Source organism: Herbihabitans rhizosphaerae (assembly GCF_004216555.1).
GTDB lineage: Bacteria > Actinomycetota > Actinomycetes > Mycobacteriales > Pseudonocardiaceae > Herbihabitans > Herbihabitans rhizosphaerae.
Genome location: NZ_SGWQ01000003.1, coordinates 95,835 through 121,238, shown reverse-complemented (window position 1 = coordinate 121,238; position 25,404 = coordinate 95,835). Strand labels below are relative to the sequence as shown.

Annotated in this window: 23 protein-coding genes and 1 tRNA gene; 12 read left to right on the top strand and 12 right to left on the bottom strand. The window is 70.7% G+C overall.

From position 1 onward, the window contains the following. Positions 1-63 precede the first annotated feature (63 nt). The 4 genes from EV193_RS10190 to EV193_RS10175 form a co-directional block, all read right to left on the bottom strand. Entirely contained in the window at positions 64-708 is a 645-nt protein-coding gene (locus EV193_RS10190) for a 50S ribosomal protein L25/general stress protein Ctc (protein ID WP_130343813.1), read from the bottom strand. Between the two features lie 200 nt (positions 709-908). Beyond that, positions 909-2,390, bottom strand: coding sequence for a flavin-containing monooxygenase (locus tag EV193_RS10185; RefSeq protein ID WP_130343812.1), 1,482 nt, complete (start codon positions 2,388-2,390; stop codon positions 909-911). Continuing rightward, positions 2,387-3,232 carry an SDR family oxidoreductase gene (locus EV193_RS10180; RefSeq protein ID WP_130343811.1) on the bottom strand — a complete coding sequence of 282 codons (846 nt, stop codon included), beginning with the start codon at positions 3,230-3,232 and terminating at the stop codon, positions 2,387-2,389. Before EV193_RS10180 ends, EV193_RS10185 begins: the two co-directional genes overlap by 4 nt. Beyond that, on the bottom strand, positions 3,229-4,137 hold the full coding sequence (locus EV193_RS10175; protein WP_242613267.1) for a patatin-like phospholipase family protein: 909 nt from the start codon (positions 4,135-4,137) through the stop codon (positions 3,229-3,231). The genes EV193_RS10180 and EV193_RS10175 overlap by 4 nt, the downstream gene beginning before the upstream one ends. Positions 4,138-4,218: 81 nt before the next feature. On the opposite strand from EV193_RS10175, the gene EV193_RS10170 reads away from it, so the two are divergent. Continuing rightward, positions 4,219-4,851, top strand: coding sequence for a TetR/AcrR family transcriptional regulator (locus tag EV193_RS10170; protein ID WP_130343810.1), 633 nt, complete (start codon positions 4,219-4,221; stop codon positions 4,849-4,851). Here EV193_RS10170 and EV193_RS10165 read toward each other — a convergent pair. Continuing rightward, positions 4,814-5,266, bottom strand: a complete 453-nt coding sequence (locus EV193_RS10165; protein ID WP_130343809.1) for a winged helix-turn-helix transcriptional regulator — start codon at positions 5,264-5,266, stop codon at positions 4,814-4,816. The genes EV193_RS10170 and EV193_RS10165 overlap by 38 nt on opposite strands. A 79-nt stretch (positions 5,267-5,345) precedes the next feature. Between EV193_RS10165 and EV193_RS10160 the strand changes: the two genes are divergently transcribed. Next, a complete protein-coding gene (locus EV193_RS10160) occupies positions 5,346-5,966 on the top strand; it encodes an NAD(P)-dependent oxidoreductase (RefSeq protein ID WP_165401311.1) in 621 nt (206 codons plus the stop codon). Positions 5,967-6,075: 109 nt separating this feature from the next. On the opposite strand, the gene EV193_RS10155 is transcribed toward EV193_RS10160, so the two are convergent. The 4 genes from EV193_RS10155 to EV193_RS10140 form a co-directional block, all read right to left on the bottom strand. Then, entirely contained in the window at positions 6,076-7,056 is a 981-nt protein-coding gene (locus EV193_RS10155) for a ribose-phosphate diphosphokinase (RefSeq protein WP_130343807.1), read from the bottom strand. Next, positions 7,053-8,564, bottom strand: a complete 1,512-nt coding sequence (gene glmU / locus EV193_RS10150) for a bifunctional UDP-N-acetylglucosamine diphosphorylase/glucosamine-1-phosphate N-acetyltransferase GlmU (protein WP_130343806.1) — start codon at positions 8,562-8,564, stop codon at positions 7,053-7,055. The genes EV193_RS10155 and glmU overlap by 4 nt, the downstream gene beginning before the upstream one ends. 101 nt (positions 8,565-8,665) lie before the next feature. Then, positions 8,666-10,396 carry a GGDEF domain-containing protein gene (locus tag EV193_RS10145; RefSeq protein WP_130343805.1) on the bottom strand — a complete coding sequence of 577 codons (1,731 nt, stop codon included), beginning with the start codon at positions 10,394-10,396 and terminating at the stop codon, positions 8,666-8,668. 49 nt (positions 10,397-10,445) lie between these two features. Then, positions 10,446-10,516 (bottom strand) — tRNA-Gln (locus EV193_RS10140). 309 nt (positions 10,517-10,825) lie between these two features. Between EV193_RS10140 and EV193_RS10135 the strand changes: the two genes are divergently transcribed. From EV193_RS10135 to EV193_RS10120, 3 genes are all read left to right on the top strand, one after another. After that, entirely contained in the window at positions 10,826-11,791 is a 966-nt protein-coding gene (locus EV193_RS10135) for an acyl-CoA desaturase (RefSeq protein ID WP_130343804.1), read from the top strand. A 63-nt stretch (positions 11,792-11,854) separates the two neighbouring features. After that, on the top strand, positions 11,855-12,457 hold the full coding sequence (locus EV193_RS10130; RefSeq protein WP_130344335.1) for a TetR/AcrR family transcriptional regulator: 603 nt from the start codon (positions 11,855-11,857) through the stop codon (positions 12,455-12,457). 170 nt (positions 12,458-12,627) lie between these two features. Beyond that, positions 12,628-13,422, top strand: a complete 795-nt coding sequence (locus tag EV193_RS10120) for a maleylpyruvate isomerase family mycothiol-dependent enzyme (RefSeq protein WP_207222582.1) — start codon at positions 12,628-12,630, stop codon at positions 13,420-13,422. A 75-nt stretch (positions 13,423-13,497) separates the two neighbouring features. On the opposite strand, the gene EV193_RS10115 is transcribed toward EV193_RS10120, so the two are convergent. After that, complete coding sequence (locus EV193_RS10115; protein ID WP_130343802.1) at positions 13,498-14,709, bottom strand: PQQ-dependent sugar dehydrogenase; 1,212 nt, start codon at positions 14,707-14,709, stop codon at positions 13,498-13,500. Positions 14,710-14,776: 67 nt separating this feature from the next. Between EV193_RS10115 and EV193_RS10110 the strand changes: the two genes are divergently transcribed. The 3 genes from EV193_RS10110 (at position 14,777) to EV193_RS10100 (ending at position 18,071) form a co-directional block, all read left to right on the top strand. Then, complete coding sequence (locus tag EV193_RS10110) at positions 14,777-16,363, top strand: hypothetical protein (protein ID WP_130343801.1); 1,587 nt, start codon at positions 14,777-14,779, stop codon at positions 16,361-16,363. 52 nt (positions 16,364-16,415) lie between these two features. Beyond that, the gene (locus EV193_RS10105) at positions 16,416-17,186 is read left to right on the top strand and encodes an enoyl-CoA hydratase/isomerase family protein (protein WP_130343800.1); all 771 of its coding nucleotides are present in this window, start codon (positions 16,416-16,418) and stop codon (positions 17,184-17,186) included. 237 nt (positions 17,187-17,423) lie between these two features. Further along, on the top strand, positions 17,424-18,071 hold the full coding sequence (locus EV193_RS10100; protein WP_165401309.1) for an HAD-IA family hydrolase: 648 nt from the start codon (positions 17,424-17,426) through the stop codon (positions 18,069-18,071). Positions 18,072-18,268: 197 nt separating this feature from the next. Here the strand turns inward: EV193_RS10100 and EV193_RS10095 are convergent, their stop codons facing one another. Then, positions 18,269-18,694, bottom strand: coding sequence for a VOC family protein (locus EV193_RS10095; RefSeq protein ID WP_130343798.1), 426 nt, complete (start codon positions 18,692-18,694; stop codon positions 18,269-18,271). Between the two features lie 23 nt (positions 18,695-18,717). Between EV193_RS10095 and EV193_RS10090 the strand changes: the two genes are divergently transcribed. Next, positions 18,718-19,371 carry a GntR family transcriptional regulator gene (locus tag EV193_RS10090; RefSeq protein WP_130343797.1) on the top strand — a complete coding sequence of 218 codons (654 nt, stop codon included), beginning with the start codon at positions 18,718-18,720 and terminating at the stop codon, positions 19,369-19,371. A gap of 75 nt (positions 19,372-19,446) precedes the next feature. Then, positions 19,447-23,034, top strand: a complete 3,588-nt coding sequence (mfd, locus tag EV193_RS10085; protein WP_130343796.1) for a transcription-repair coupling factor — start codon at positions 19,447-19,449, stop codon at positions 23,032-23,034. Here the strand turns inward: mfd and EV193_RS10080 are convergent. Then, on the bottom strand, positions 23,006-23,821 hold the full coding sequence (locus tag EV193_RS10080) for an NAD(P)H-dependent oxidoreductase (protein ID WP_130343795.1): 816 nt from the start codon (positions 23,819-23,821) through the stop codon (positions 23,006-23,008). The two genes, mfd and EV193_RS10080, sit on opposite strands and share 29 nt — an antisense overlap. A 141-nt stretch (positions 23,822-23,962) precedes the next feature. Between EV193_RS10080 and EV193_RS10075 the strand changes: the two genes are divergently transcribed. Together EV193_RS10075 and EV193_RS10070 are read left to right on the top strand one after the other, a co-directional pair. Next, positions 23,963-24,262, top strand: a complete 300-nt coding sequence (locus EV193_RS10075; protein ID WP_130343794.1) for a hypothetical protein — start codon at positions 23,963-23,965, stop codon at positions 24,260-24,262. Then, positions 24,262-25,401 (top strand): DUF6973 domain-containing protein, encoded by a 1,140-nt coding sequence (locus tag EV193_RS10070; protein WP_130343793.1) that lies wholly within the window; start codon positions 24,262-24,264, stop codon positions 25,399-25,401. The genes EV193_RS10075 and EV193_RS10070 overlap by 1 nt, the downstream gene beginning before the upstream one ends. The last annotated feature ends 3 nt before the right edge of the window (positions 25,402-25,404 follow it).

Below are 25,404 nucleotides of genomic sequence, written 5' to 3'. Positions count from 1 at the left end.
GACATGCGCGTGCGCCCTGCCCCGACTGGTGTCGTCGGGGGCAGGGCGCACGGTAGCGCGGCGTCAGCCCTCGGCGGACCCGTTCTCGGCGGTCTCGCTGTCGGGCGCGTCCTCGACGATACCGGCGCCCTCGGCGTCGGACTCGGCCTCGAGCTGCTCGGCGGTCGGTGCGGCGTTCACCGCGACCACCAGCGCCTCGGGGTCGGTGGCCAGGACGGAGCCCGGCGGCAGGGTGACCTGGCTGGCCAGGATCTGCGTGCCGACCTCGGCCTCCTCGATGGACACCTCGACCTGGTCGGGGATGTGCAGCGCCTCGACCTCGATCAGCAGCGTGGACAGGTCCTGGTTGACCAGCGTGCCGTTGGCGGCCTCGCCGGTGAGGATGATCGGGATCTCCACGGTGACCTTCTCGCCGCGGCGCACCAGCAGCAGGTCGACGTGCTCGATGTAGTTCTTCAGCGGGTGCGTGGTGACCGTCTTGGTCAGGGCCAGCTCCTTGTCACCGCCGCCCACCTCGAGGGTGAGTACGGCGTTGAGCCCGTGCTGGCGCACGACGCGGGCGAATTCCAGCGCCGGCAGCGACAGGTGCCTGGGGTCGGAGCCGTGGCCGTAGAGCACCGCGGGAATCTTGCCGGCGCGGCGGGTGCGGCGCGCGGCGCCTTTGCCGAACTCGGTGCGCGGCTCGACGGCGAGTCGTACCTCGGACACGGTGATGCTCTCCTTGCGATCTTGAGGCGCTGGGGCGGCGTCTTCTTCTGCTGCGGGGTGGTCGCGGCGGCGGGGGCGCGGACACAGAACACGCGCGGCATTGACACACCGCCGCGTCGATCACGCCAGGCGTGACGCCTGCCCTCGCCGAGGCAACTCACGTAGTTTACGCACCTCAATCAAGCCGTGCCCGCGCGGGGTCACGCATATGCGTAGTCCTCCACCGGGAACCGGCTCGCTTCGCGGAACGCGTTGACCGTGGACGTCGGGCGCAGCAGCACCGCCTCGCCGTGCTGGTTGAAGTAGTAGCTGCGCGCCGTGCCGCACTCGCCGAGCGCGAAAATCGAGTCGCCGACCTTCTCGGTCATCCTGGCGAGGAACTCGTCGTTGGCGCGCTCGGTCACCTCGAACACGTCCGCCCCGCGCCGCTTCATCGACGTGAACAGCCGGTCCATGTGCTTCATCTGCGACTCGATCGTGGTGAAGTACGACAGTCCGGAATAGGAGTATGGGCTGTTCAGCGACAGCAGGTTCGGGAAGCGCGGCACCGTGATGCCCTCGTAGGCCTGGAACCTGTTGTCCCGCCACCACTTCCCGAGGTCGCGCCCGTCCCGGCCGATGATCTCGATCGCCGGGAAGTTGACCTGCCACAGGTCGAACCCGGTGGCCAGCAGCAGCACGTCGATGTCGCGCCGGTCGCCGTCCTCGGTGACGATCCCCTTCGCGTCCACGTGGCTGATCGACGTCGTCTCCAGGTGCACGTGGTCCTTGGTGAACGTCGGGTAGTACTCGTTGGACACCGTCGGCCGCTTGCAGCCGAACGAGTAGTCGGGCAGCAGCTTGCGGCGCAGTTCCCTGTCGGGCACCTGGCGGGCCAGATGCCTCCGGCACAAGCGCTCGCCGAGCTTGTTCGCCAGCGGCATCTGCCGGTAGTGCAGCACGCCGGTGACCATCAGGAGCTCGAGGAACGCGGTGCCGGCCAAGCGCGCGATCCGCTGGGTGAACGGGAGCGCGGCGTACAGGCGCCGGACAGCCTTCGGCACCGTGAAGTCCACTTTCGGGCTCACCCAGATGGGTGTCCGCTGATAGACGGTCAGTTCCGAGACCTTCTTGGCGACCTCCGGAATGAGCTGCACGCCGGTCGCGCCGGTGCCGATCACCGCGGCCCGCTTGCCGGTGAGGTCGTAGTCGTCGTCCCACGCGGTGGTGTGGATGATCTTGCCCGCGAAGGAGTCGATGCCCTCGATGTCCGGCGTCTTCGGCTGCGACAGGAAGCCGGTCGCGGCGAGCAGGTACTTCGCGGTGACCTGGTCGCCGCCGTCGAACGACACCGCCCAGTGCGCCCGTTCCTCGTTCCACACCGCGCCGGTGACGGCGGTGTCGAAGCGCATGTGGCGGCGCAGGTCGTACTTGTCGGCGACGTGCGTGGCGTATCGCTTCAATTCCGCGCCCGGCGCGAACAGGCGCGACCAGTTCGGGTTCGGCTCGAAGGAGTACGAGTAGGTGGCCGACGGGATGTCCACGGCCAGCCCGGGGTAGCGGTTGACGTGCCAGGTGCCGCCGAGGTCGGACTCGCGGTCCACGATCAGCAGGTTGTCGTAGCCGAGCCGGCGCAACTGGATCGCCGCGCCCATGCCGCCGAACCCGGCTCCGATGACGACGGCGTCGAACTGCGTGCTCATGCGTTGTCCTCCTGGGTGTCGCGCTGCAGGCGTTCGCGGTAGGCGGTGCGGTCGGCCGAGTCGGGCCGCAGCGCCCGGTCGTCCTTGATCATGCGGCGGATCGCGTTGAGTACCGGCTCTGGGGTGATCGCGGCCGCCGAGGCGATCGCGCCGACGTAGCCGGGCACGGCGACCTCGGCGGCCCGGGTGCGCACGGTCTTCACCACGGCTTCGGCGATCCGCTCCGGCTTGACCTTGGGGATCGGCTTCATGTCCAGGCCCGAGGCGAGCGCGGTGTCCACGGCCGACGGCAGCACGGCGGACACACTCACGCCGTGCGGCGCGTACTCCAGACGGGTGGCCGCGGTCAGCCCGACCACGCCGTACTTGCTCGCGTTGTAGACCGCGAGCCCGGGCACCGGGAATTTCCCGGCCAGCGAGGCGACGTTCACGATGTGCCCGCGACCGCGCTCCAGCATGCCGGGCAGGGCCAGCCGCATGCCGGTGATCACGCCGAGCAGGTTGACCTCGATGGTGGCCGTGCTGATCTCCTCGGACAGGTCGAGGAACCCGCCGTTGGGCATGATCCCGGCGTTGTTCACCAGCACGCCGAGCGGGCCGTTGGCGGTCTGCGCCTCGGCGAGGAAATCCGCGTACGAGGCACCGCGGCGCACGTCGACGCGGTGCGCGGTGCCGCCGATCTCCGCCGCGGCACGCTTGGCCTCGTCCAGGTCGAGATCGCCGATGGCGACCGTGGCGCCGTGTTTCGCGAACAGTGCCGCGGTGGCACGGCCGATTCCGCGCGCGGCGCCGGTGATCGCGACGTGCGCGCCGTCGAGGTCGATCGTCGGGTAGCGGGTCATGCGGTCGCTCCTTCGAATGCCTCGGCGACCAGGCGCGGGGCGGTGCCGATCGCGGTGTCGAGCACGCGCTGGCGGCGCCGGCCGTCCATGAAGTTGGCGCCCATGGCGGCCAGGTCTTCGCTACTCGGCTCGATCCGGATCACGCGCGCGCCGGCCTGCCGCAGGGCCAGCACCTCGGCGTCGACGCGGCGGGTCATGGCCTTCCTGATCAGGCGTTCCAGTCGTGCCGGCCCGCGTGCGGGCGCGCCGCCCTCGCTGCTCATCGGCGCGACGATCACCACTTCCTCGACGTCACGGTCCAGCAGCAGGTCGGCCGAGGTCGGGGAGACGGTGCCGCCGTCGAGGTAGCGCCCGCCGGCGATCTCCACGGGTGGGAACCAGCCGGGCACCGCCCAGGACGCGGCGATCGCCTCGCCCAGCGTGCACGCCGGCGCGTCCGGCGAGCCGAAGGCCACGCGGTTGCCGTGCGGGTCGGTCGCGACGAGCCAGGTCGCCGGGTGTGTCACCCACCCGTTCGGGGCGAGGGTGTCGCCGAGCCGTTTCAGCCAGGCCGCGTCACCCCGTCCGCGGGGCAGCAGCCCGGCGAGGCGGGCGAGCCCGTCCACCTTGGCGCGGGTCAGGCCGGTGGCAGGCCAGCGCGGCGAGGGCAGCGGCGGGAAGCGGTGGGGGACGGTGGCGAGGTGCGCGGCGACCACCGGATGCGCGTCCGCCGTGCCGGCGAGTGCCGCCATGATCTCCTCCGGCGCGATGCCCGCACCCAGCATGGCGACCATTTCCGCGCCGGCGGACGTGCCGATCAGCACGTCGGCGCCGCGCGGGTCCCACTCGGACAGCGCGTCGAGCACGGCGGCGGTCCAGGTGAAGCCCAGGGTCGCACCGCAGCCGATCACGAGTGCTCGTCTCACTGGCCACCTCGCCTCGCGGAACGGTGTGTCACTTCCGGAACGGTATGTCACTTTCGGGCCTCAGGCAATAGGGTGGACGCCATGACGACCGAGTCCGCGCCCGTGACCAGGGCTGAACGGAAGAAGCAGGAACTGCGGCGCGAGATCATCGAGGCCGCGTTCGACTGCTTCGCCGAGCGCGGCTACCACGGCACGGCGATCGCCGACATCGCCGCGCGCCTCGGTGTCGGGCACGGCACGTTCTACCGGTACTTCGAGAACAAGCGCGACATCGTCGACCACGTGATCACCGACCTGATCGACAAGATCGTGGCGTCCCTGGCCGCGGAGAACGCGCCGGACGCGGTCGGCACGCTGGACGAGTACCGCGAGCAGACCGCGCGCATCGGCGAGGCGCTGACCACGATCTTCGGCGAGGACACCAGGGCGGCACGGTTCCTGCTGCTGGAGGCGCCGGGCATCGACGGCCAGATGCGCGACCGGATCCTGGACTTCCACGAGACGGCGGCGCTGCTCACCGCCGCGTACCTGGAGCACGGCGTGCAGGTCGGCTACCTGCGCGCCGACCTGGACATCCACTCCACCGCGCGGGCGATCAACGGCATGATCCTGGCCTCGGTGATCTCCGAGTTGCGCGCGCCGAGCAAGGCGCGGCAGGCCCGGCTGAGTGCCGCGATCAGGCGCGTGATGTACGACGGGATCGCGGCGCGCTGACCCCGCCGTGCCCGGAGTCGAGACCGGAGTCGAGACCGGAGTCGTGGTCGGCGCGCGCGTCCAGGACCTCCGGCATGTAGTGGTGCGCCCAGCGGTGGATCGCCGCGATCGGGGTGCGCAGTGACGCGCCGAGCGGCGTGAGGTCATAGGTCACCTTCGGCGGCACCTCGGCGTACACCGTGCGGGTGACGATCCCGTCCCGTTCGAGGGTGCGCAGCGTCTGAGTGAGCACCTTGGGCGCGATGCCGGCGATCGCCTCGCGCAACTCGGTGAACCGCCGGGGGCTGCGCCTGCTGAGGTGCAGCACGACGAGCACGGTCCACTTGTCGCCGATTCGGTCCAGTGCGAGCCGGGTATGGCAGTTCGGGTCGTTGAGGTCCTCGTCGCTCTTGAGCGGCACCTGCTTAGTAACCACAAGGTACTTATAGCACTTTGAAGTACTCGATAACCACTGGTTACCTTCGGATCATCCCAACGTTTTCTGGAGGTATCTGATGAAGCTGGTGTTGTTCGGCGCGACCGGGATGGTCGGGTCACGGGTGCTCGCCGAGGCGCGGGCGCGTGGGCACGAGGTGGTCGCGGTGGCGCGAGATGTGTCCACTGTGGACGGTGAGGCGCGTGGCGGCAGCGTGTTCGACGCCGCGTTCGTGGACGAGGTCGCGGCCGGCGCGGACGTGCTGGTGTGCGCGATCTCGCCGAGGGTGGCGCCGGAGGGCACGGTGTCGGAGGCCGGCGTGCTGCTGCTCGACGCGGCGCGGAAGGCCGGTGCGCGCCTTGCCGTGGTCGGTGGCGCGGGAAGTCTCGAGCTGCCGCCGGGCACTCAGGTGCTCGACGCGCACACCGTGCCGGAGGAGTACCGGGCCGAGTCGCTCGCCTACCGTGAACTGCTGGAGTTGTTGCGGGACAAGGGAAACAGTGTCGACTGGACCTATCTGTCACCGGCCCAGCTGATCATGCCGGGCGAACGCACCGGCGAGTTCCGGCTCGGCGGCGACGTCCTGCTGGTCAACGATGCCGGCGAGTCGCGGATCTCCGCGGAGGACTTCGCGGTGGCGCTGGTCGACGAGATCGAGAACCCGGCGCACACCGGCCGCCGCTTCACGGTCGCCTACTGATCCCGCAAACGCGCCACCGATTCATGTTTTGCGTACTTTAGCGGGCTAAAGTACGCAAAACATGAACGGAGCGATCGCTAAGTTTCGGACACCGATGCGGTCTCGCGGGTCAGGCGTTGCCGTCGAAGAGCGAGGTGACCGAGCCGTCCTCGAACACCTCGTGGATCGTGCGGGCCAGCAGCGGAGCGATGGACAGCACCGTCATGGTGCCGAACCGCTTCTCGTCCGGGATCGGCAGCGTGTTGGTGAAGATGACCTCCTGCGCACCACAGGAGGACAGCCGCTCGGTGGCCGGGCCGGACAGGATGCCGTGGGTCGCCGCGATCACCACACCGGACGCGCCCTCGTCCAGCAACTGCGCCACCGCCTTGGCGATCGTGCCGCCGGTGTCGACCATGTCGTCGATCACGATGCACAGCCGGCCCTTGACCTCGCCGACCACGCGGTTGGCGACAACCTCGTTGGGGCGCAACGGGTCCCGCGTCTTGTGGATGAACGCGATCGGGCAGCCGCCCAGATCGTCGGCCCACTTCTCGGCCAGCTTGGTGCGGCCGGCGTCCGGCGACACGACCGTCAGGTTCGACGTGTCGTAGTGCTCGGAGATGTAGCTGGACAGCAGCCGCTGGCCGTGCATGTGGTCCACCGGGCCGTCGAAGAAGCCCTGGATCTGCGCGGTGTGCAGGTCCACGGTCATCAGCCGGTCCGCGCCCGCGGTCTTGAACAGGTCGGCGATCAGCCGGGCGGAGATCGGCTCGCGGCCCTTGTGCTTCTTGTCCTGCCGCGAGTACGGGTAGAACGGCAGCACCACGGTGATCCGCTTGGCCGACGCCCGTTTCAGCGCGTCCACCATGATCAACTGCTCCATGAGCCAGTTGTTCAGCGGCGCGGGGTGGCTCTGGATGACGAACGCGTCGCACCCGCGCACCGACTCGTCGAACCGCACGAAGATCTCGCCGTTGGCGAAGTCGTACGCCGACTGCGGGGTGAGCCCGACGTTGAGGTGCTTGGCCACCTCCTCGGCCAGCTCGGGGTGCGCTCGCCCGGAGAACAGCATCAGGTTCTTCTTGGGCGTACCGGACTTCTGACTCATGCTCGCGACCCCTCCGCGTCGGTTCCGTTTTCGTCTTGCGTTCGCGCGGCCTCGTCGAGCGCACGCTGTGCCGCATCGGCCGCCGGAGTACCCGGCCGCCGCGACAGCACCCAACCTTCGAGATTTCGTTGTGGCCCACCGGAAACCGCGAGCGCCCCCGGTGGGACGTCGCGCCGGATCACCGTGCCGGCCCCGCTGTAGGCACCGTCGCCGACGGTCACCGGGGCGACGTAGGAGTTGTCCGTACCCATCCGCACATGCGAGCCGACCACCGTGCGGTGCTTGTTCACGCCGTCGTAGTTCACGAACACGCTCGCCGCGCCGATGTTGCTGCGCTCGCCGATGGTGGCGTCGCCGACGTAGGACAGGTGCGGCACCTTGGAACCCTCGCCGATCTCGGAGTTCTTCACCTCGACGAACGTGCCGATCTTGCCCGACCGTCCCAAGTGGACACCCGGGCGGAGGTAGGCGAACGGTCCGACGCTGGCGCCGTCGCCGATCTCGGAGTCGCTGCCGTGCGTGCGCACCACCTTCGCGCCCGCGCCGACCGTCACGTTGGCCAGCGTGGTGTCCGGGCCGATGTTCGCGCCGTCGCCGATCGCGGTCGCGCCGTGCAGTTGCACGCCCGGCTCGATGTGCACGTCCACGCCGAGCGTCACGTCCGCGTCGATCCAGGTGCTGGCCGGGTCGACCACGGTGACGCCGGCGCGCATGTGCGCCTCCAGCAGCCGCTGGTTCAGCTCAGCGCCGATCGCGGCGAGCTGCACGCGGTCGTTCACACCCTCGACAAGCCAGGGATCGGTGCTGGTCAGCGCGCCGACCGGGCGGCCGTCGGCGACCGCGATGCCGAGCACGTCGGTGAGGTACTGCTCGCCCTGCCGGTTGTCGGTGGACAGCCGGGACAGCCCGTCGGACAGCACGGCGGCGTCGAACGCGTACACCCCGGAGTTGATCTCGGTGATGGCGCGCTGGTCGTCGGTGGCGTCCTTGTGCTCGACGATCGCGCGCACCGCGCCGTTCTCGCGCACGATCCGCCCGTAGCCGGTCGGGTCGGCGACCACAGCGGTCAGCACGGTGACCGCGTTGCCGGCGCGCGCGTGCTCGTCGAGCAGGGCGGTCAGCGTCGCGGTGTCCAGCAGCGGCACGTCGCCGTAGGTCACCAGCACGGTGCCGCCGAGGTCACCGGGCAGCTCGGCCAGCCCGCAGCCGACCGCGTGGCCGGTGCCGTTCTGGGCGTCCTGCACGGCGACGGTCACCTTCCCGAGCTGCTCGGTGAGCGAGGTGACGTGCTCGGTGACCGCCTCGCGGCCGTGGCCCACGACGGCGACCAGGTGGTCGGGCCGGGTGCCGGCCGCGGCCACCAGCGCGTGTTGAACGAGGGTGCGGCCGCCGACGCGGTGCAGCACCTTGGGCGTGGCCGAACGCATTCGCTTGCCCTCGCCAGCCGCGAGGACGATGGTGCTGAGCGGTCGGTTCGCCGAGGAGGGGGTGTCGCCACCCTCGAGCATGAGCGCTCCCTTGGCAGTGGTCCCGCGTGCTCACCGATTGTTGGGCAGCCGGTTCAACGACACAGCGGTTCGACTCGGATCGCGCCGATCCTACGTTGACGCTACGAGGTCTCTGGGAGCACCCACACCGGGTTGGTCGGCGGGCCGGGCGCGGTGATCGCCTGCGGGGGCAGGTCGACCTGTCCGGAGATCGCGGCCACGTCGTTGCCGCCGTTGCGTTTCGCCTGGTACATGGCCGCGTCGGCGCGGGCGACCGCACGCGCGGCGGGCTCCCCGGCACGCAGCGAGACGACGCCGACGGACAGCGTCACGCTCCGGGACAGGTCCTCCGGCAGGTTGTCCACCGCCTTGACCGCGCGCCGCAGCGCCGCCTCCGCCGCGGACAGTGGCGCGCCGGGCAGCAGCACGATGAACTCGTCGCCGCCGTAGCGGCCGACCATGTCGCTGCCGCGCAGGGTGTCACGCAGCGTGCTGGCCATGACCCGCAGCACGTCGTCGCCGTCCGCGTGGCTGCCGCGGTCGTTGACCTCCTTGAACCCGTCCAGGTCGACCAGCGCGATCGCCAGCGGGTGGTTCTTCGGGTCGGCGGCCAGCGAGTCGAGCCGCTCGTCCAGCGCGCGCCGGTTGGGCAGCCCGGTGAGCGGGTCCTGCAGCGCCTGCTTGGTCGTGGCGTCGTGCTTGCGGGCCAGCCGCTCGTGCTCGCGGCGGGTGTTCAGCGCGGCGATCCGGGACTCGCGCATGCCCCACAGCTGCGCCTCGAGTTCGTGCGTGTAGCGCTCCAGCGCGCTCATCGTGCGCCGGCCGCCTTCCGGGCCGGACAGCCGGGCGTACTCGCGGACCAGGCACAGCCGCAGCGTCGGCTCGGACGCGGTGTCCACCTTCGCGCGGGCGTCGCCGAGTACGGCGATCGCCTCCTCGGTGCGCCCCTCGTGCTCGAGGCACCGGGCCAGCGCGATCGAGGTGATCATCACCTCGCGCGGGTACGGCGCGCTGCGCACCAGCCGGGTCAGCCGCTCGAGGTGCGCCTCGGACGGTGCGGCCAGCGCGTGCGCGGCGCCGACCTCGTGCACCTGCTCGGCGGCGGACAGGTCGGGGTCACGCGGGAACAGCGACTGCTTGAACGGCGCCTCCACGGCGACCGCCACGGACGCGGCGGTGGCGAACCGCTCGGCCGCGTAGTCGTGCTCGCCGGCGCGCTCCAGCCGCAGGCCCCAGCCGATCAGCATCTGGGTGCGGTTGATCAGGTGCACGGCGATGACGTGCGGCCCGGCGCTCTGCCGCACCCGGCGGTGCGCCTGGGTGAGCACGTAGTCGGCCACCTCGTACACGCCGAGCTGGGTGAGCACCTGGCCGATGTCGGTGAGCGTGGCCCCCATGATCAGATCCCAGTTGCGCTGGCCGATCAGCACGTCGGGAGTGAGGTCCTCGTCCAGGATCGCCAGCGCCACGGCCAGCTCGGTGAGCGCCGCGTCCTCCGCGCCGCCGAGCAGCAGCCGCGATCCGCGCAGCGCGTGCGCGTCGGCCTGCAACAGCACGAGTCCGTGCTTGCGGGTGTGCGCGAGCATCTCGTCGAGGAGCGGCTCGGCCTCGTCGGCGCGCTCGGGGGTGAGCACCCGCAGGATGACCGCGGAGCGCAGGAGCTGGGCGAGCATGCGCGGTTCGCCGCGGCGCTGCGCCTCGGTGAGGAGCCGGTCGAGCTCGGCGATGTAGCGGGTGTTGTCCGACCGGCGGCCGCTGTGCGCGATGGCGACGAGTTCACGGGCACGTCCGACCAACCACGCGTCGGACTTCTCGTCCAACGCCGGCCCGTCGTGCCGCTCCTCGGCTACCACTGGCGTCTCCTCGTCGAGCCGTGCTCAGGTGGACGTCACACGCTCACCGCTCCGCCGCCAGGATTCGAACCTGGACCATTGGAACCAAAATCCAAGGTGCTGCCTTTACACCACGGCGGATCGAAAAGGGGTTGCCGTTCGGCTCAACATGGTCGCACGTGGACCTGGTGCGAAGCACTCGTCCCTGGCCAACCCGAATGATCTTGCGTCCGAACGAGTGTTAGCCGCATCACATCTATCGGCGGCGAGTGATCGAGCCGGTGCTGCGCGTTTCTTGCCTGTTCAACCAGTCTGGACAGTTAGTCGCGACACATCGCACATGGTGGGGCTAGCTCTACTAGCGCACGACGGGCCGGCCAACTTACGCTGTCGTAGGTTACGCCTGACGTTAGGCGAGCCTTTCCTTCCGCGAAAGGAAGAGGTGTGCGGATGACGGCGACGGTCGATCGCGACACGGAAAGCAAGCCCAAGAGCGGACCCAGTGGCCCCAAGTCGATCATGTCCGGCCAACGCGACATGGCCACTCATATCGCCGTGTACCTGTTCATCCTGGTGCCGTTCGCCGCGTTGATCGCCGCCGTGCCGCTGATGTGGGGCTGGGGCCTCGGCTGGGTCGACATCGGGCTCGCGGTGTTCTTCTTCTACTTCGCCGGCCTCGGTGTGACCATCGGGTACCACCGCCTGTTCACGCACGGCTCGTTCAAGGCGAACCGGCCGCTCAAGATCCTGCTCGCGGTCGCCGGCAGCGCCGCGGTGCAGGGCCCGCCGATCACCTGGGTCGCCGACCACCGCCGCCACCACGCGTTCTCCGACCGTGAGGGTGACCCGCACTCGCCGTGGCTGTTCGGCACCTCACCCTGGGCGCTGACCAGGGGCTTCTGGCACGCGCACATGGGCTGGGTGTTCGACAAGAACATGACCAACAAGCAGCGCTTCGCTCCGGATCTGTTCCAGGACAAGGACATCGTGCGGGTGAACAAGCTGTTCCCGCTGATCACCGCGCTGTCGCTGGTGCTGCCCGGAATCCTCGGCGGGCTGATCACCTGGTCCTGGGCCGGCGCGCTGTCCGCGTTCTTCTGGGCCGGCCTGGTGCGGATCTCGGTGCTGCACCACGTGACCTGGTCGACCAACTCGATCTGTCACATGGTGGGCGAGCGGCCGTTCAAGAGCCGCGACAAGGCGGCGAACTTCTGGCCGCTGGCGATCCTGAGCTTCGGCGAGTCGTGGCACAACCTGCACCACGCCGACCCGACCTGCGCGCGGCACGGCGTCAAGCGCGGACAGATCGACACGTCGGCGCGGCTGATCTGGATCTTCGAGAAGTTCGGCTGGGCGACCGACGTGCGCTGGCCGACCCCGCAGCGGCTGGCCCGAATCACGGCCGGCACGGAATAGTCGGTAATCGGCGCGCTCCGAGCGCCGCACCGCTCTAGAGTGGGCCCGGTGGCACGGGTCCGGATGACCGGCAAGGAGCGGCGCGAGCAATTGCTCGACGTGGCGCGGGCATTATTCGCCGAACGAGGCTTCGACGGAGCGTCGGTCGAGGAGATCGCGCACCGGGCGAAAGTCAGTAAACCCGTTGTGTACGAACACTTCGGGGGCAAGGAGGGCATCTACGCGGTCGTCGTGGACCGGGAGATGCAGGAGCTGCTGAGCCGGATGACCGAAGCGCTCGCCGAGAACGCGCACCCTCGGCTGCTCCTGGAGCGCGCGGCCGTCTCGCTGCTGGACTACGTGGAAGGTTCCACGGACGGCTTCCGGATCATGGTGCGCAACTCGCCGGTGGCCACCTCGACGGGTACGTTCTCCAGTCTGCTCAACGACATCGCGAGCCAGGTCGAGGACATTCTCGGCGTGCAGTTCGACTCGCGCGGCTACGACCGCAAGCTGGCCGCGCTGTACTCCCAGGCGCTGGTCGGCCTGGTCGCGCTGACCGGGCAGTGGTGGCTCGAGGTGCGCAAGCCGGGGCGTGACGAGGTGGCCGCGCACCTGGTGAACCTGGCCTGGAACGGGCTGTCGCACCTGGAAGGCGGGCCGGTGCTGCGCGAGCGGGCGCGCTGATTCATTCGGGCCAGGCGCGGGGGAACGGCACGTTCAGCGTTTCGGGGTCGACCGGCGTGTGCCAGCAGGTTGATCTTGTACTCCACGGTGAGCACGGTCGACTCGGCGGCGAACAGCGTGAACGCCGCGTAGCCGCCGGCGCTGTCCGCGATCGCGCTGGTGGTTCCGGCGTGGAAGTAGCCGTGCTGCTGGGTCAGCTCCTCGCGGTGGGGCAGCGCGATGTGCGCGAGCCGGGCGCCGAGGTGGCGCATCAGCCCCTGGCGCTCGAAGCTGGCCGTCACGCGGGCGCGCACCTCGGGGGACGCCTGCTCGTCTTCCACCGCAAGTATCACGGTCGCGCGCTAGCCTGCGGCCATGGCGGGGTCTCGGTAGTGGGCGTCGAGGACTACCCGGCGTCGGCGGCGCCGTGGCCGGGGGCGATCGAGTGGTCGCGCGGCGAGCTTCGCCGGTACCTGGACGCCGTGGCCGACCTCGACCCGTCCGTGCCCACGGTCTGTACACAGTGGACGGTCAGCGGGCTCACCGCGCACCTGGCCGCGACGTTCCGGCGGTTCGGCGACATGCTGGAGCGCGGGCGCGCCGGCTCGATGCGGCCGCCGTTCGCGCCGGAGGAGTTGTCCGGGGAGAACCTGCGGGCGGTGCGCGAGTTCACCGGCGATCCGGTGTCGGCGCTGGACGTCGCGGCCGGCTCGTTCCTGGACGCGGTGCGCTCGCCGGAGGAGCTGATGCCGCACCAGCGCGGGCCGATCCCGGTCGCGCTGCAGGTGATGTTCGGGCTGAACGAGCTGGCTGTGCACCACGACGATCTCGCGCCGGCGACCGGTGTGCGGTACCGGCCGGGGAACAAGATCGAGGTGGCGCTCGCCGGGATGTATGACGCCGTTTTCGATCTTCCCGGCGGCGACGATCCGTGGTTTCGCCTGCTCAGGGCCACCGGACGCGAACCTGAGCCCGATTCACGCTGATTCGGCGTCCCCCGATAGGTCCACGTTAAGGAGGGGGACCGACGGAATCGGGGTGTGCGGGCGGGTGAGGGTGGATCAGCCTCGCGTGATGCGCAGGAGCTTGTCGTTGTCGCCGTTGGACGTGGTGACGTAGAGGGCGCCGTCCGGAGCCGTGCGCGCGGCTCGCAGGCGGCCGAAGCGGTCGGTGAACTCCGGGGGAATCGTCACCGAGCGCACCGCGCCGGCCTGATCGAGCTGGAAGATCATCAGCTTGGCGCCCTTGAGCGCGGTGACCACCATCGCGCCGTCCATGTCCGTCCACTGTGGACCGGACAGGAACGTCACCGCGCAGATCGCCTCGGTCGTCTTGCCCGACTCCCACACCGCCGGCACCGCGTTCGGGAACCGTTGCAGATCGGTCATCGGCACGTCCTCGTCGTACCCGCCGACCGTGCCGCCACGCGACGGATCCCACCCGTAGTTGCCGCCCGCGCGCAGCAGGTTCATCTCGTCGTTCTCGGTCGGCCCGTGCTCGGCGACGAACACCTGCTGGCCGCCCGGGCGCACCGCCACGCCCTGCACGTTGCGGTGCCCGAACGTGTACACCAGGCGCTCACGCGGGTTCGCCGCGTTCAGGAAAGGGTTGCCCGGCAAGGGATTTCCGGTGTTCCAGTCCAGCCGCAGCACCTTGCCGCCGAGGTTGCCGCGATCCTGCGACAGGTTCCCGCGCGCCGTGTCGCCGGTGCCGACCAGCAGCGCGCCGTCCGGTCCCGCCGTCGGCCGGCAACCCGAGTGCCGCCCGCTCGGGTTCACCGGCAGGCCGGTCAGCAACTCGCCGACCCGCGTGGCACTGCGCCCGTCCTCGGACAGCCGCCAGTTGACCAGCCGCACGTCCACCGCCCGGCCGCCCTCGGCGTGCGCCTGACACGTCACGAACCGCCGCGACGTGGCGAAGTCCGGATGCGGCGCCAGACCCATCAGCCCGCCCTCGCCGCGCGCGTGCACGTCGGACAGGTCGGCCGCCACCTCGGTCACCGACGCACCGGCACGGCCGCCGGACACCAGCGCGAGCTTGCCGCCGCGCTGCGACACCAGCACCGTGCCGTCCGGCAGGAAACCCATGTCCCACCCGTGGTCCAGCCCGCCGGTCACCTCCTCGACCCGCAGGCCACCCGGCGCGGGCGCGCTGCTCGGCGGGGTGGCGGCTGGTTGGTTCGGGCCGGCCGGCACCTGGCCCACGTTGTCCGACGACGTGCACGCGGTGGCGGCTGTCGCGACCACCGCGATCACCAGCATGTGGCGACGCATGAAACCAGAATGCCGCCCCTCGCATCTCACCCGTGTGTGGTGACCGTGAACGGGGAGGACACGAACGGTGAGTGGCGGGGTCGGTTCGGGCGGCGGCTACGAGTCCAACCGCTGGAACGAGGGGTTCTTCGGTTGGGGCGAGACCACGTGGGACCGTGAACTGCGCGACCACGTCGACGGCCTGCACAGCACGCTGCACGCCACCCGCCGCAACCAGCGGCGGCTGCAGGCCGAGCTGTCCAAGGCCACCGGCTCGCTGGAACAGCGGCTCGACAAACTCTCCACGGCGTTCGACGCGTTCGTCGAGCTGAGCGACCTTCGCCAGCAGTTCACCCCGTACGACGCCGAGACCAAGCTGCGGCACCGGGCGCGCGCGGTGCTCGACGGCCAGCGGCCCACCGGTGCGCAGTCCGATGTGGACGGTTACTGGCTGGCCCCGGCGCTGGCCGCCCATCTGTCCACTGTGGACGGAACTGAGAACGTCACCTCCCTGCGACTGGCCGAGGCCCGGGACACCCGGCGCGCCACCGTGTTCCGCGTGCTGGCCGCCGGGGCAGCCGGTCGCGGCTCGACTGCCATCGGCGCGCTGCCGGACGCATTGCCCGAGCTGGGCGACACGGTATTGATGTATCAGCGCGCGATCTGGGTGCTGTGCGCCGACGGCCACTTCGGCGAGGCCGGCCGCGAGCTGATCCACCGGCGCGGCGCCGCGTCCGTGGCGCGGCTGGACGGTCCGGAGCGGGACAAGCAGATCGCGCGGTGGTGCGCGGCGATCAAGCCGGACAAGACGGTGTCGCGGGCCAGCGGCGAGCTGTCCAACGCGGTCGAACTGGCCGCGGCGACCGACGCGTGCGATCGCCTCGCGGTGTTGCGCTCCTGGGTCGCGGGCCGGTTGGCGGGAGCGCCGGACCCTGGCGAGCCCGACCACCTGGCGCCGGTCGTGCTGCGGCTGCTGGTCGACGAAGGCAGCGAGCCCGAGATTCCGTTGCTGACGCGGGAACGCGAACTGCGCGCCAAGATCGAGGGGCCGGGCGCCGGCGAGTGGACGCTGGACACCTGGGACGGCGAGGTCGGCGACACGATGGGCATGCTGACCGGCGACGTCACCGATACGGACAACCCCGGCCGGGCCAAGGCCGCCGTGCGGATCAACGCGTCACTGATCGTCGCCGCCGCGGAACGACTCGCCGGCCAGGCGCGCCAGGACGTGTCGACCGAGGTCCGGGTGCGCGTGCGCGGCGGCGAGGTGACGATCACGCCGGACGGGCCGGCCGCCGGCATGGCCGACAAGGCGCGGGAGCGCGCGGCGGGGAGGTACACGGTCGACTCGACCACGAAGGGCAAGGCGTGGGCGGCCGGCGGTGTCGGCCTGCTGTTCGCCCTGCTCGCGGTCGCCGCCGGGTGGGGCTGGCTGGTGCCGGCGCTCATCGCCTTCGGCACCGGCGGGATGTTCGTGCGGCAGGCGAAACGCGAGAACGCCGACATGGACCAGGTCCGCGAAGACGCCCGCCAGAAGGTGACCGCCGAGATCCACGGCCGGGTCGAGCAGCTCGAGGCGGCGGTCGCCGTGCTGCGGTCACGCCAGGCCAAGGTGAACGCCGACGTCGAAGGCGTGCGCGCGCTGCTGGCCGAGGACGTGCGCGTGACGGCGTGACGGCGATCTCGGTGCGAGGCCGCGCGGCGCCGCCCGGGTTACGGTGACCCGCGTGACCGAGCACCTGCGACTGGCGCGCGCCGGCGCCGTGGCCACGCTGACGATCGACCGGCCGGCCAAGCGCAACGCGATGAGCCTGGCCATGTGGTCCGCGTTGCCCGAGCTGATGGCCGAGGTCGACGCGGACGAGACGATCCGAGTGCTGGTGATCACCGGCGGGGAGCACTTCTCGGCCGGTGCGGACATCGGCGAGTTCGCCGCGCTGCGCACGGAGCCGGCGGACGCGGAGCGGTACGGCCTGGCGGTGCACGACGGTGCGCGGGCGATCGCCACGCTGCGCAAACCGACCATCGCGGCGATCACCGGCTGGTGCATCGGCGGCGGTTGCGAGATCGCCCTCGCGTGCGACGTGCGGATGGCGGCCGACGACGCGAGCTTCGGGATCACGCCGGCCAAGCTGGGCATCGTGTACGCGTTCGCGTCGACCAAGCAGCTGGTGGACGTGGTCGGGCCGGCGTGGGCCAAGCAGATCCTCTACACCGGCGACATCTTCGACGCGGCGACCGCGCTGCGGATCGGCCTGGTGAACGAGCTGCACCCGGGTGCTGCCGCGGTGCGCAAGCGGGCGCTCGGGGCGGCGGAGCTGATCGCCTCGCGTGCCCAGGTGAGCGTGCGCGGCGCCAAGACGATCGTGAACCGGATCACCGGCGGCCAGCTCACCGAGGACGACGCGGTGCGTGAGCTCTACCAGGAGTCGGTCACCAGCGCGGACTACGCCGAGGGCGTGCGCGCCTTCCTCGACAAGCGCAAACCCAACTTCTGATCCCCGCACCGATCCGTCGATTTCCCTTGCGCCGCACCAACTCCCGGCGTGGACCAACATCCCCCACCCACACCGGGGGCGGCCCTCGAGCCAAGTGTATCGGGGTGGGGCGGGCGATCGGGGGAGCAAGATCCACATGTGGATAACCCGGTGGCTGTGGACAACTTGATGCGGCCGCCGGGAACCGCACGAAAGTGGACCTTGGCAGGCCGACCACCCGCGAGTGAGAGTCAGTGCATGACGATCCTCGAGACCAGAGCCGTGCTGTTCGACCTGGACGGCGTGCTCGCCGACTCGACCGCCACGATCCACCGGATCCTGCGCGACTGGGCCGCCGGGCACGCCCTCGACGCCGAGGCGGCCATCCGCCTGTCCCACGGCCGCCGCGCCGTCGACGTGATCAGCACGCTCGCCCCGCACCTCGACCCGATCGCCGAGGACGCCAGGATCGTCGCCGTCGAGGAACGCGATTTCGACGGCGTGGCAACGGTTCCCGGCGCGGCGGAGCTGATCGCCGGACTGTCGCCCGACGCCTGGGCGGTGGTCACCTCCGGCGCCCGCAACGTCGCGCGCGGACGGCTGCGGGCCGCCGGGATACCCGAGCCGCGCCACCTCGTCACCGCCAACGACGTGACCACCGGCAAGCCCGACCCCGAGGGCTATCTTCTCGCCGCGCGCCTGCTCGACGTGCCGCCCGCCGACTGCGTCGTCATCGAGGACGCCATCGCCGGCCGCCGGGCCGCGGCCGCCGCCGGCATGCGCTGCATCGGGCTCGGCGCCGAGTTCGCGGGCGCGACCGATGAGGACGCGCCGGACCTGTGGATCACCGAACTGCGCCAGGTCACCGCCGCCGCGGGCGGGCTACGCGTTCACCCGAACGCCTGACACACCGAGATCAAGGTGACGGCCGCGTCACCCCGTCGCGGCGGATCACCCGCGTGCACGCCCTGCGCGGAGTGAAGGCCACCTTGGCTCCGCACGAAGGCTCCCCCGATGGGCCCACGGTACGGAAGGGGTACGACAGGAGCGGTGGGCGATGCGGGGCGGTGTGCGCGGTTCGGTTGTGGTGCAAGGGTTTCGGGTCAGGTCGCGAAGACCTGTGAGTCGTCGGCGAACGCCTTGAACTCCAGGGCATTGCCGGCCGGGTCGAGCAGGAACATCGTCCACTGCTCGCCGGGTTGGCCCTCGAAGCGAAGGTACGGAGAGATCACGAACTCGGTGCCCGCCGCGCGCAGCCGTTCGGCCAGCCGGTGGAACTCCGGCACCGTCAGAAGTAGCCCGAAGTGCGGCACCGGGACGTCGTGCCCGTCGACCGGGTTGTGGATCCGCTCCGCGCGCGCCGGCGCCAGGTGCGTCACGAACTGGTGCCCGTGCAGGTTCCAGTCCACCCACGTGTCGGCGCTGCGGCCCTGCGACAGGCCAAGCACCTCGCCGTAGAAGTGGCGCGCGGCGTCGAGGTCGTCGACCGGCACGGCCAGATGGAACCGGGGGATGGTGGATGTGCTCATGTCGTAATGTTAACATTAGGACAATGACTGAGATCGCCCCAGCGCGCAGACGAGGCCTGGCCGACGAGGTCGCGGACCGCATCCGGGACGCGATCTTCAGCGGCGCCTACCCACCCGGCGCGCAACTGCGCGAGCTGGAGCTGTCCGCCGCCCTGGACGTCAGCCGCGGCCCGGTGCGGGAGGCACTCCTGCGCCTGGAGCGCGAGGGCCTGGTCCGCAGCGCCTGGCACCGCGGCGCCACCGTCACCACGCTGTCCACCGAGGACATCGCCGAACTGGACAGCCTGCGCGGCGCGCTCGAACAACTCGCCGTCCAGATCGCCGTCGAGCACGGCACCGACGAGGACATCGCCGCGATCGGCGACGTGGCCGACGCGATGGCCCGCGCCGAGGACGAGCACGCGCTGGTGCGCCTGGACATCGCCTTCCACGACGCCGTCTACGCCGCCGCGCACCACCGCCGCCTCGACGAGGCGTGGCGGGCGATCCGCTGCCAGGTCCACCTGTTCCTGCTCACCCGCGTGGGCCTCAGCACCAAGGACTACCTCGCGCACATTCCCGCCGAGCACCGCGAACTCGCCGCCGCCCTGCGCGCGCGCAACGCCGGCGTCGCGCAGGCGCTGTTCGCCGAGCACCGCCGCCATGCCTTCGAAATCCTTGTCGGTGGGGCGTCGTAGGCTGGAGTCGAGAACCCCTTCCTCGGACTCGTCCTGGGCAGGGGTCTGTCCGCGTCTATCCAGGGAGACCCACCCGTGTCCGGTTCGCTCGCAGGGCTCCTTCCCGCCGTGCTGCCCGACCCCGCGTGCGCCGCCGTGATCGAGGCGGCCGGCGCCCCCACGCTCGAGATCGAGGGCCCGCTGGCCGCTCGCCCGCTGGTCGCCGCCGCGCTGACGAGCGACGCCGGCGCCGGCAAACCCGTGCTGGCGATCACCGCCACCGGGCGCGAGGCTGACGACCTCACCGCCGCCCTCGGCGACTTCCTCGGCCGTGACGCCGTCGCCGTGTTCCCGTCCTGGGAAACCCTTCCGCACGAACGACTCTCGCCCCGCGCGGACACCATCGGCGCGCGGCTGTCCGTGCTGCGCAAGCTCACCCACCCCGAGGAGGACGGTCACCTCAAGGTCGTCGTCGCCACCATCCGCAGCCTCATCCAGCCGATGGCGCCCGGCCTCGGCGAGCTGGCGCCGGTCGACCTCGCGCCGGGCGTCGAGCACGATTTCGAGGAGCTGCTCGACCGGCTCGTCGAACTCGCCTACATCCGCGTGGACATGGTGGAGAAGCGCGGCGAGTTCGCCGTGCGCGGCGGCATCGTCGACCTGTTCCCGCCCACCGAGGACCACCCGGTGCGGATCGAGTTCTTCGGCGACGAGGTGACCGAGATCCGCGCGTTCGCCGTGGCCGACCAGCGCTCGCTGCCCGGCGAGATCGCCCGCGTGGTCGCGCCGCCGTGCCGCGAGCTGCTGCTCACCGAACGGGTCCGGGAACGCGCCGCCGCACTGGCCGAGCAGCACCGGGCCGACGCCGCGCTGGCCGAGATGCTGGACAAGCTCGCCTCCGGAATCCCTTGCGAGGGAATGGAATCCCTCATCCCCGCGCTGTGCGAGGGCGAGCTGGACATGCTCACCGACGTGATGCCGGAGGGCACCCATGTCGTGCTCGCCGACCCGGAGAAGATCCGCACCCGCGCGCACGACCTGGTGCGCACCGGGCAGGAGTTCCTCGAAGCCTCCTGGATGGCCGCGGCCGGCGGCGGCAAGGCGCCGATCGACCTCGGCGCGTCGGCCTACCGCGACCTGGCCGACGTCGCCGCGCACGCCCGCGAGGCCGGCCGGCCGTGGTGGACGCTCAGCCAGCTCACCTCCGCCGCCGAGGGCGTGCTCACGCTGGACCTCAAGCCGGTCGACGCCTATCGGGGCGAGGTGACCCGCGCGTTCGCCGACCTGCGCGCGCACACCGCCGCCGGCGGCGCCGCCGTGCTCGTGGTGCCCGGCACCGGAACCGCGCAGCGCGCCGTCGAGCAGCTCGCCGAGGCCGACGTGCCGGCCACCTTCGTCGAAGGCGGGCTGACCGAGCCGCCCAAGCCCGGCGTGGTGTCCGTCGTGCGCGGCGCGATCGAGGACGGATTCCTTGCCCCGCAACGGAATCTGGTCGTGCTTACCGAGACCGACCTCACCGGCGGCCGGCACGGCACGTCCACAAGGGACATGTCCACGAAGATGCCGTCGCGGCGGCGCAACGCGGTCGACCCGCTGGCGCTGCGGCCCGGCGACCACGTGGTGCACGACCAGCACGGCATCGGCCGCTACGTGGAGATGGTGCAGCGCACCACCAAGGACTCGACCGGCGCCCAGGCGACACGGGAGTACCTGGTGCTCGAGTACGCCTCCTCCAAGCGCGGCCAGCCCGGCGACCGGCTGTTCGTGCCGACCGACCAGCTCGACGAGGTGTCCCGCTACGTCGGCGGCGAGCTGCCCACGCTGAACAAGCTCGGCGGCAGCGACTGGAAGAACACGAAAGCCAAGGCGCGCAAGGCGGTCAAGCAGATCGCCGCCGAGCTGGTGCAGCTCTACGCCGCCCGCCAGGCCGCCCCCGGCTACCCGTTCGGCGCCGACACCCCGTGGCAGCGCGAACTGGAGGACGCGTTCCCGTTCACCGAGACGCCCGACCAGATGGCCGCGATCGACGAGGTCAAGGCCGACATGCGACGCGGTGTCCCGATGGACCGGGTCATCTGCGGCGACGTCGGCTACGGCAAGACCGAGATCGCCGTGCGGGCCGCGTTCAAGGCCGTACAGGACGGCAAGCAGGTCGCCGTGCTGGTGCCCACAACCCTTCTGGCGCAACAACATCTGACCACCTTCACCGAGCGGATGCACTCCTTCCCGGTGACCGTGCGGGGCCTGTCCAGGTTCACCCACGGGCCCGACGCCGAGAAGGTCATCGAGGGTCTGGCGGCCGGCGACGTGGACATCGTGATCGGCACGCACCGCCTGCTGCAGACCGGAGTCCGGTACAAGGACCTCGGCCTGGTGATCGTGGACGAGGAGCAGCGCTTCGGTGTCGAGCACAAGGAGCACATCAAGGCGCTGCGCACGCACGTCGACGTGCTCACCATGTCGGCGACACCGATCCCGCGCACGCTGGAGATGTCGCTGGCCGGCATCCGCGAGATGTCCACGATCCTCACCCCGCCCGAGGACCGGCACCCGATCCTCACCTACGTCGGCGGCTACGACGACAAGCAGGTCGGCGCCGCGATCCGGCGCGAACTGCTGCGCGACGGCCAGGTCTTCTACGTGCACAACCGGGTGTCCTCGATCGAGAAGGCCGCCCGGCGGCTGCGCGAGATCGTGCCCGACGCGCGGATCGTCACCGCGCACGGCCAGATGAACGAGGACCGGCTGGAGAAGGTCATCCAGGGCTTCTGGGAGCGCGAGCACGACGTGCTCGTGTGCACCACGATCGTGGAGACGGGCCTGGACATCTCCAACGCCAACACGCTGATCGTGGAGCGCGGCGACCTGCTGGGCCTCGCCCAACTGCACCAGCTGCGCGGGCGCGTCGGCCGCGGGCGCGAACGCGGATACGCCTACTTCCTTTATCCCCCAGAGGCTCCGCTCACCGAGACCGCGCACGACCGGCTCGCCACCATCGCGCAGAACACCGAGCTGGGCGCGGGCATGGCGGTCGCCATGAAGGACCTGGAGATCCGCGGCGCCGGCAACATCCTGGGCGCCGAGCAGTCCGGGCACATCGCCGGCGTCGGGTTCGACCTGTACATACGGCTCGTCGGCGAGGCGGTGGACGCGTTCCGCCGGCACGCCGGAGCCGGCGAGGGCGAGACCGAGGAGGAGCTGGCCGACGTGCGGGTGGACCTGCCGGTCGACGCGCACATCCCGCACGACTACGTGCCGGGCGAGCGGCTGCGGCTGGAGGCCTACCGCAAGATCGCCGCCGCGGCCGACGCCGACGCCCTGGACGCCGTGCGCGAGGAACTCGTCGACCGGTACGGCGAACCGCCCGTGCCGGTGGCCAACCTGCTCAAGGTCGCCACGTTCCGGCAGAAGTGCCGCGCGCACGGCGTCACCGAGGTCGCCAGCCAGGGCAACATGATCCGCTTCGCCCCGATGGACCTGCGCGACTCGCAGCTCGTGCGGCTCAAACGCTTGTACCCCAAGGCGAACTACAAGCCCGTGGCCAACACCGTCGCCGTGCCGCGCCCCACCGAGGGCGCCGCGGGCGGGCGGATCGGCGCGCCGCAACTGCGCGGCGTGGAACTGCTCGACTGGTGCGCCACGCTCATCGAGTCGATCACCGCGACTCCAGCACCCGTCGGCTGAGCCGGTCCGCCGTCGGGCCACCGTCGCGGCGATGGACCGCGAGCCCGGTCCGTCCCGGCGCGATGTCGGGGCGTAGCACCAGGTCCTCGTCGTAGTCCCCGCTCGCCTCCGGACGGAACGGGATCGGCTCCTCGGTCGGCAGCGCGCGCAGCCGCTCGCGCAGTCCGTGCGCCGCCTCGGCGAAACCGGCGGCGTCGAGCCGGTCCGCGCCGTACACGACGTAGGGCGGCAGCGCGTCCATCCCGGTGTAGAAGAACGTCGCGTGCGACAGCGGGAACAGCACGTCGTCGATGTGGCCGTGAATACCGCGAGGGCCGAAGCTGGACTCCCGGGCGCCCACCGTGGTCACCACCAGTCCGCGCTTGCCGGCGAGACCGCCGTCGCCGTAGCGCCGGGTGCGTCCGTCGGCGTCCTTCACGCCGAACCCGAGGCCCTGCGCCAGAACCCGGTCCAGCCACCCTTTCAGGATCGCCGGCGGACCGAACCACCACAGCGGGAAGTGCAGCACGACGGCGTCGGCCCACTCGAGCTTGTCCTGCTCGGCGCGGATGTCGGCGCGCAGCGTTCCGTCGAGGTAGGCGCGCTCCTGCTCGGCGCCGACCAGCAGCCGCCCGGACGGCTGCTGTTCGAAGTCGGAGCGGTCGAGCACCGGGTTCCAGCCCATCGCGTACAGGTCGGACTCGCGGACGTGATGACCCAGTTCGCGCAGCGCGCACAGTCCCTCGTCGCGCAGGGCGCCGTTCAGCGATCGCTGGTCCGGGTGAGCGAAGATCCACAACACGTTCATGTGATCCATGGTGGGCCGCGAGTAGATCGGAAACGAGTGGCTCGACGGCCCATATTCGAAAGAATCGGGCCACGTCCAGTAGGGAACCCGTCGTTTGGGAACAGCGTCGTACACTGACGACGGCGTCGAACGAGGAGGGCCATGGACGGCTACGAGGTCGAGATCGCCAGCGTGCGCAACGCGGGCAACGCGATGAACGCGATCGGCCGGGACATCGCGGGAGTCGATCTCGCGGGCGCGCTCGCCGGGGTGGGCAAGGGCATGCCGGGCGGCACGGCGGTCACCGAGGCGGCCAGTGCGGGTGACCAGTGGAAGCAGCGCGTCACCTGGGTCGGCGGCGAGTCCACCAAGGTCGGCGGCGACATGATCGGCTCGGCGGACCTGTACGCGAGCAACGAGGAAGCCGCGCGCACCAGCTTCCAGGTCCCGGGAGGCCGCTGATGGTGTCGTTCGCCGACGTGCGGCGCTGGGACGCGGCACATCTGGAGGACGCCGAGATCGCGCTCAAGTCGCGCGGTGAGCAACTGCTCGGGTTCGCCGACGAGATCCAGATCTCCGGCGGCGCGGTGACCTGGATCGGGCCGGCCGCCGACGGCGCCAAGGGGCGGCGCGATGTGGTCGCCGACAAGATCGAGCACCTGGTCGCGGAGACCACCGCGGCCAAGGCGGCGGTCGGCACCGCGGGGGACGCGGTCGCGCGCCTCAAGCAGAGCGTGGACCTCGCCGACAGCATCGCCGCCAAGTACCAGATGGTGATCACGAACGACGGCACGGTCTACGACCCGTACCTGCTCAAGCAGATCGACATGGGGCAGCAGCTGATCCGGCAGTCGGTTCGCAAGAACCTGCAGGACCACGCGAAGAACGTCATCGAACAGGCCGAGCGGATCGATGAGGGCCTCGCCGGCGTGCTCGGCAAGATCGCCCAGGGCAAGATCACCGACGGCGGCGCGACCGACCTCGGCGCCGCGGCCGCCGCCGGTGAACGGCAGGGCTCGCTGCACGACCAACTGCTCAGCCAGTTCCCGCCGCCGAAGATTGGTAAGTTCGTAGATCTTCCGTTTACGGATAAAAAGCTGACAGAAGAAGAGTGGAAGCTGCTCCGCACCCGGCCGTGGGACATCCCGGAGGCCAAGGAGAACGAGGAGACGGCGACCAGCGCGGGCAAGGAGGTCTACAAGGAGGAGACCCCCGGGGACAAGGGCGACGTCGACGGCCACCGCGACGCGTTCCGGCACGCCTACTGGAACGCGTTGAACACCAACAGTTTCGGGCAGGACTTCGCCGAGAAGATCGGCACCGCGCACGAGACCTCGCCGATCGATCCGAACGCCGAGCCGCACCTGCGGCCCAGCGACGTCGGCATCGCCATGGACCTGCACAACAACGAGGTCGGCCGCCAGATCGCGGCCGAGCACCCCGGCGCCTCGCAGGACCAGCTTAAGCAGTACGTCCACCAGGCGGTGCAGGACGGCAGGATGGTCGTGGTCAACCAGGAGGGCCGGCTCGTGCCGAGCAACCAGGTCGAGGTCGGCCAGACCGGGTACTCCGGCGGCGGGCCGCGCAGCCCGGGCAAGTAGCCG

Coding starts and splice junctions, on each gene's coding strand:
- EV193_RS10185 (WP_130343812.1), bottom strand. CDS start 2,390: ATGAGCACGCAGTTCGACGCCGTCGTCATCGGAGCCGGGTTCGGCGGC.
- EV193_RS10180 (WP_130343811.1), bottom strand. CDS start 3,232: ATGACCCGCTACCCGACGATCGACCTCGACGGCGCGCACGTCGCGATC.
- EV193_RS10170 (WP_130343810.1), top strand. CDS start 4,219: ATGACGACCGAGTCCGCGCCCGTGACCAGGGCTGAACGGAAGAAGCAG.
- EV193_RS10160 (WP_165401311.1), top strand. CDS start 5,346: ATGAAGCTGGTGTTGTTCGGCGCGACCGGGATGGTCGGGTCACGGGTG.
- EV193_RS10155 (WP_130343807.1), bottom strand. CDS start 7,056: ATGAGTCAGAAGTCCGGTACGCCCAAGAAGAACCTGATGCTGTTCTCC.
- glmU (WP_130343806.1), bottom strand. CDS start 8,564: ATGCTCGAGGGTGGCGACACCCCCTCCTCGGCGAACCGACCGCTCAGC.
- EV193_RS10135 (WP_130343804.1), top strand. CDS start 10,826: ATGACGGCGACGGTCGATCGCGACACGGAAAGCAAGCCCAAGAGCGGA.
- EV193_RS10130 (WP_130344335.1), top strand. CDS start 11,855: ATGACCGGCAAGGAGCGGCGCGAGCAATTGCTCGACGTGGCGCGGGCA.
- EV193_RS10115 (WP_130343802.1), bottom strand. CDS start 14,709: ATGCGTCGCCACATGCTGGTGATCGCGGTGGTCGCGACAGCCGCCACC.
- EV193_RS10100 (WP_165401309.1), top strand. CDS start 17,424: ATGACGATCCTCGAGACCAGAGCCGTGCTGTTCGACCTGGACGGCGTG.
- EV193_RS10095 (WP_130343798.1), bottom strand. CDS start 18,694: ATGAGCACATCCACCATCCCCCGGTTCCATCTGGCCGTGCCGGTCGAC.
- EV193_RS10090 (WP_130343797.1), top strand. CDS start 18,718: ATGACTGAGATCGCCCCAGCGCGCAGACGAGGCCTGGCCGACGAGGTC.
- EV193_RS10080 (WP_130343795.1), bottom strand. CDS start 23,821: ATGAACGTGTTGTGGATCTTCGCTCACCCGGACCAGCGATCGCTGAAC.
- EV193_RS10075 (WP_130343794.1), top strand. CDS start 23,963: ATGGACGGCTACGAGGTCGAGATCGCCAGCGTGCGCAACGCGGGCAAC.
- EV193_RS10070 (WP_130343793.1), top strand. CDS start 24,262: ATGGTGTCGTTCGCCGACGTGCGGCGCTGGGACGCGGCACATCTGGAG.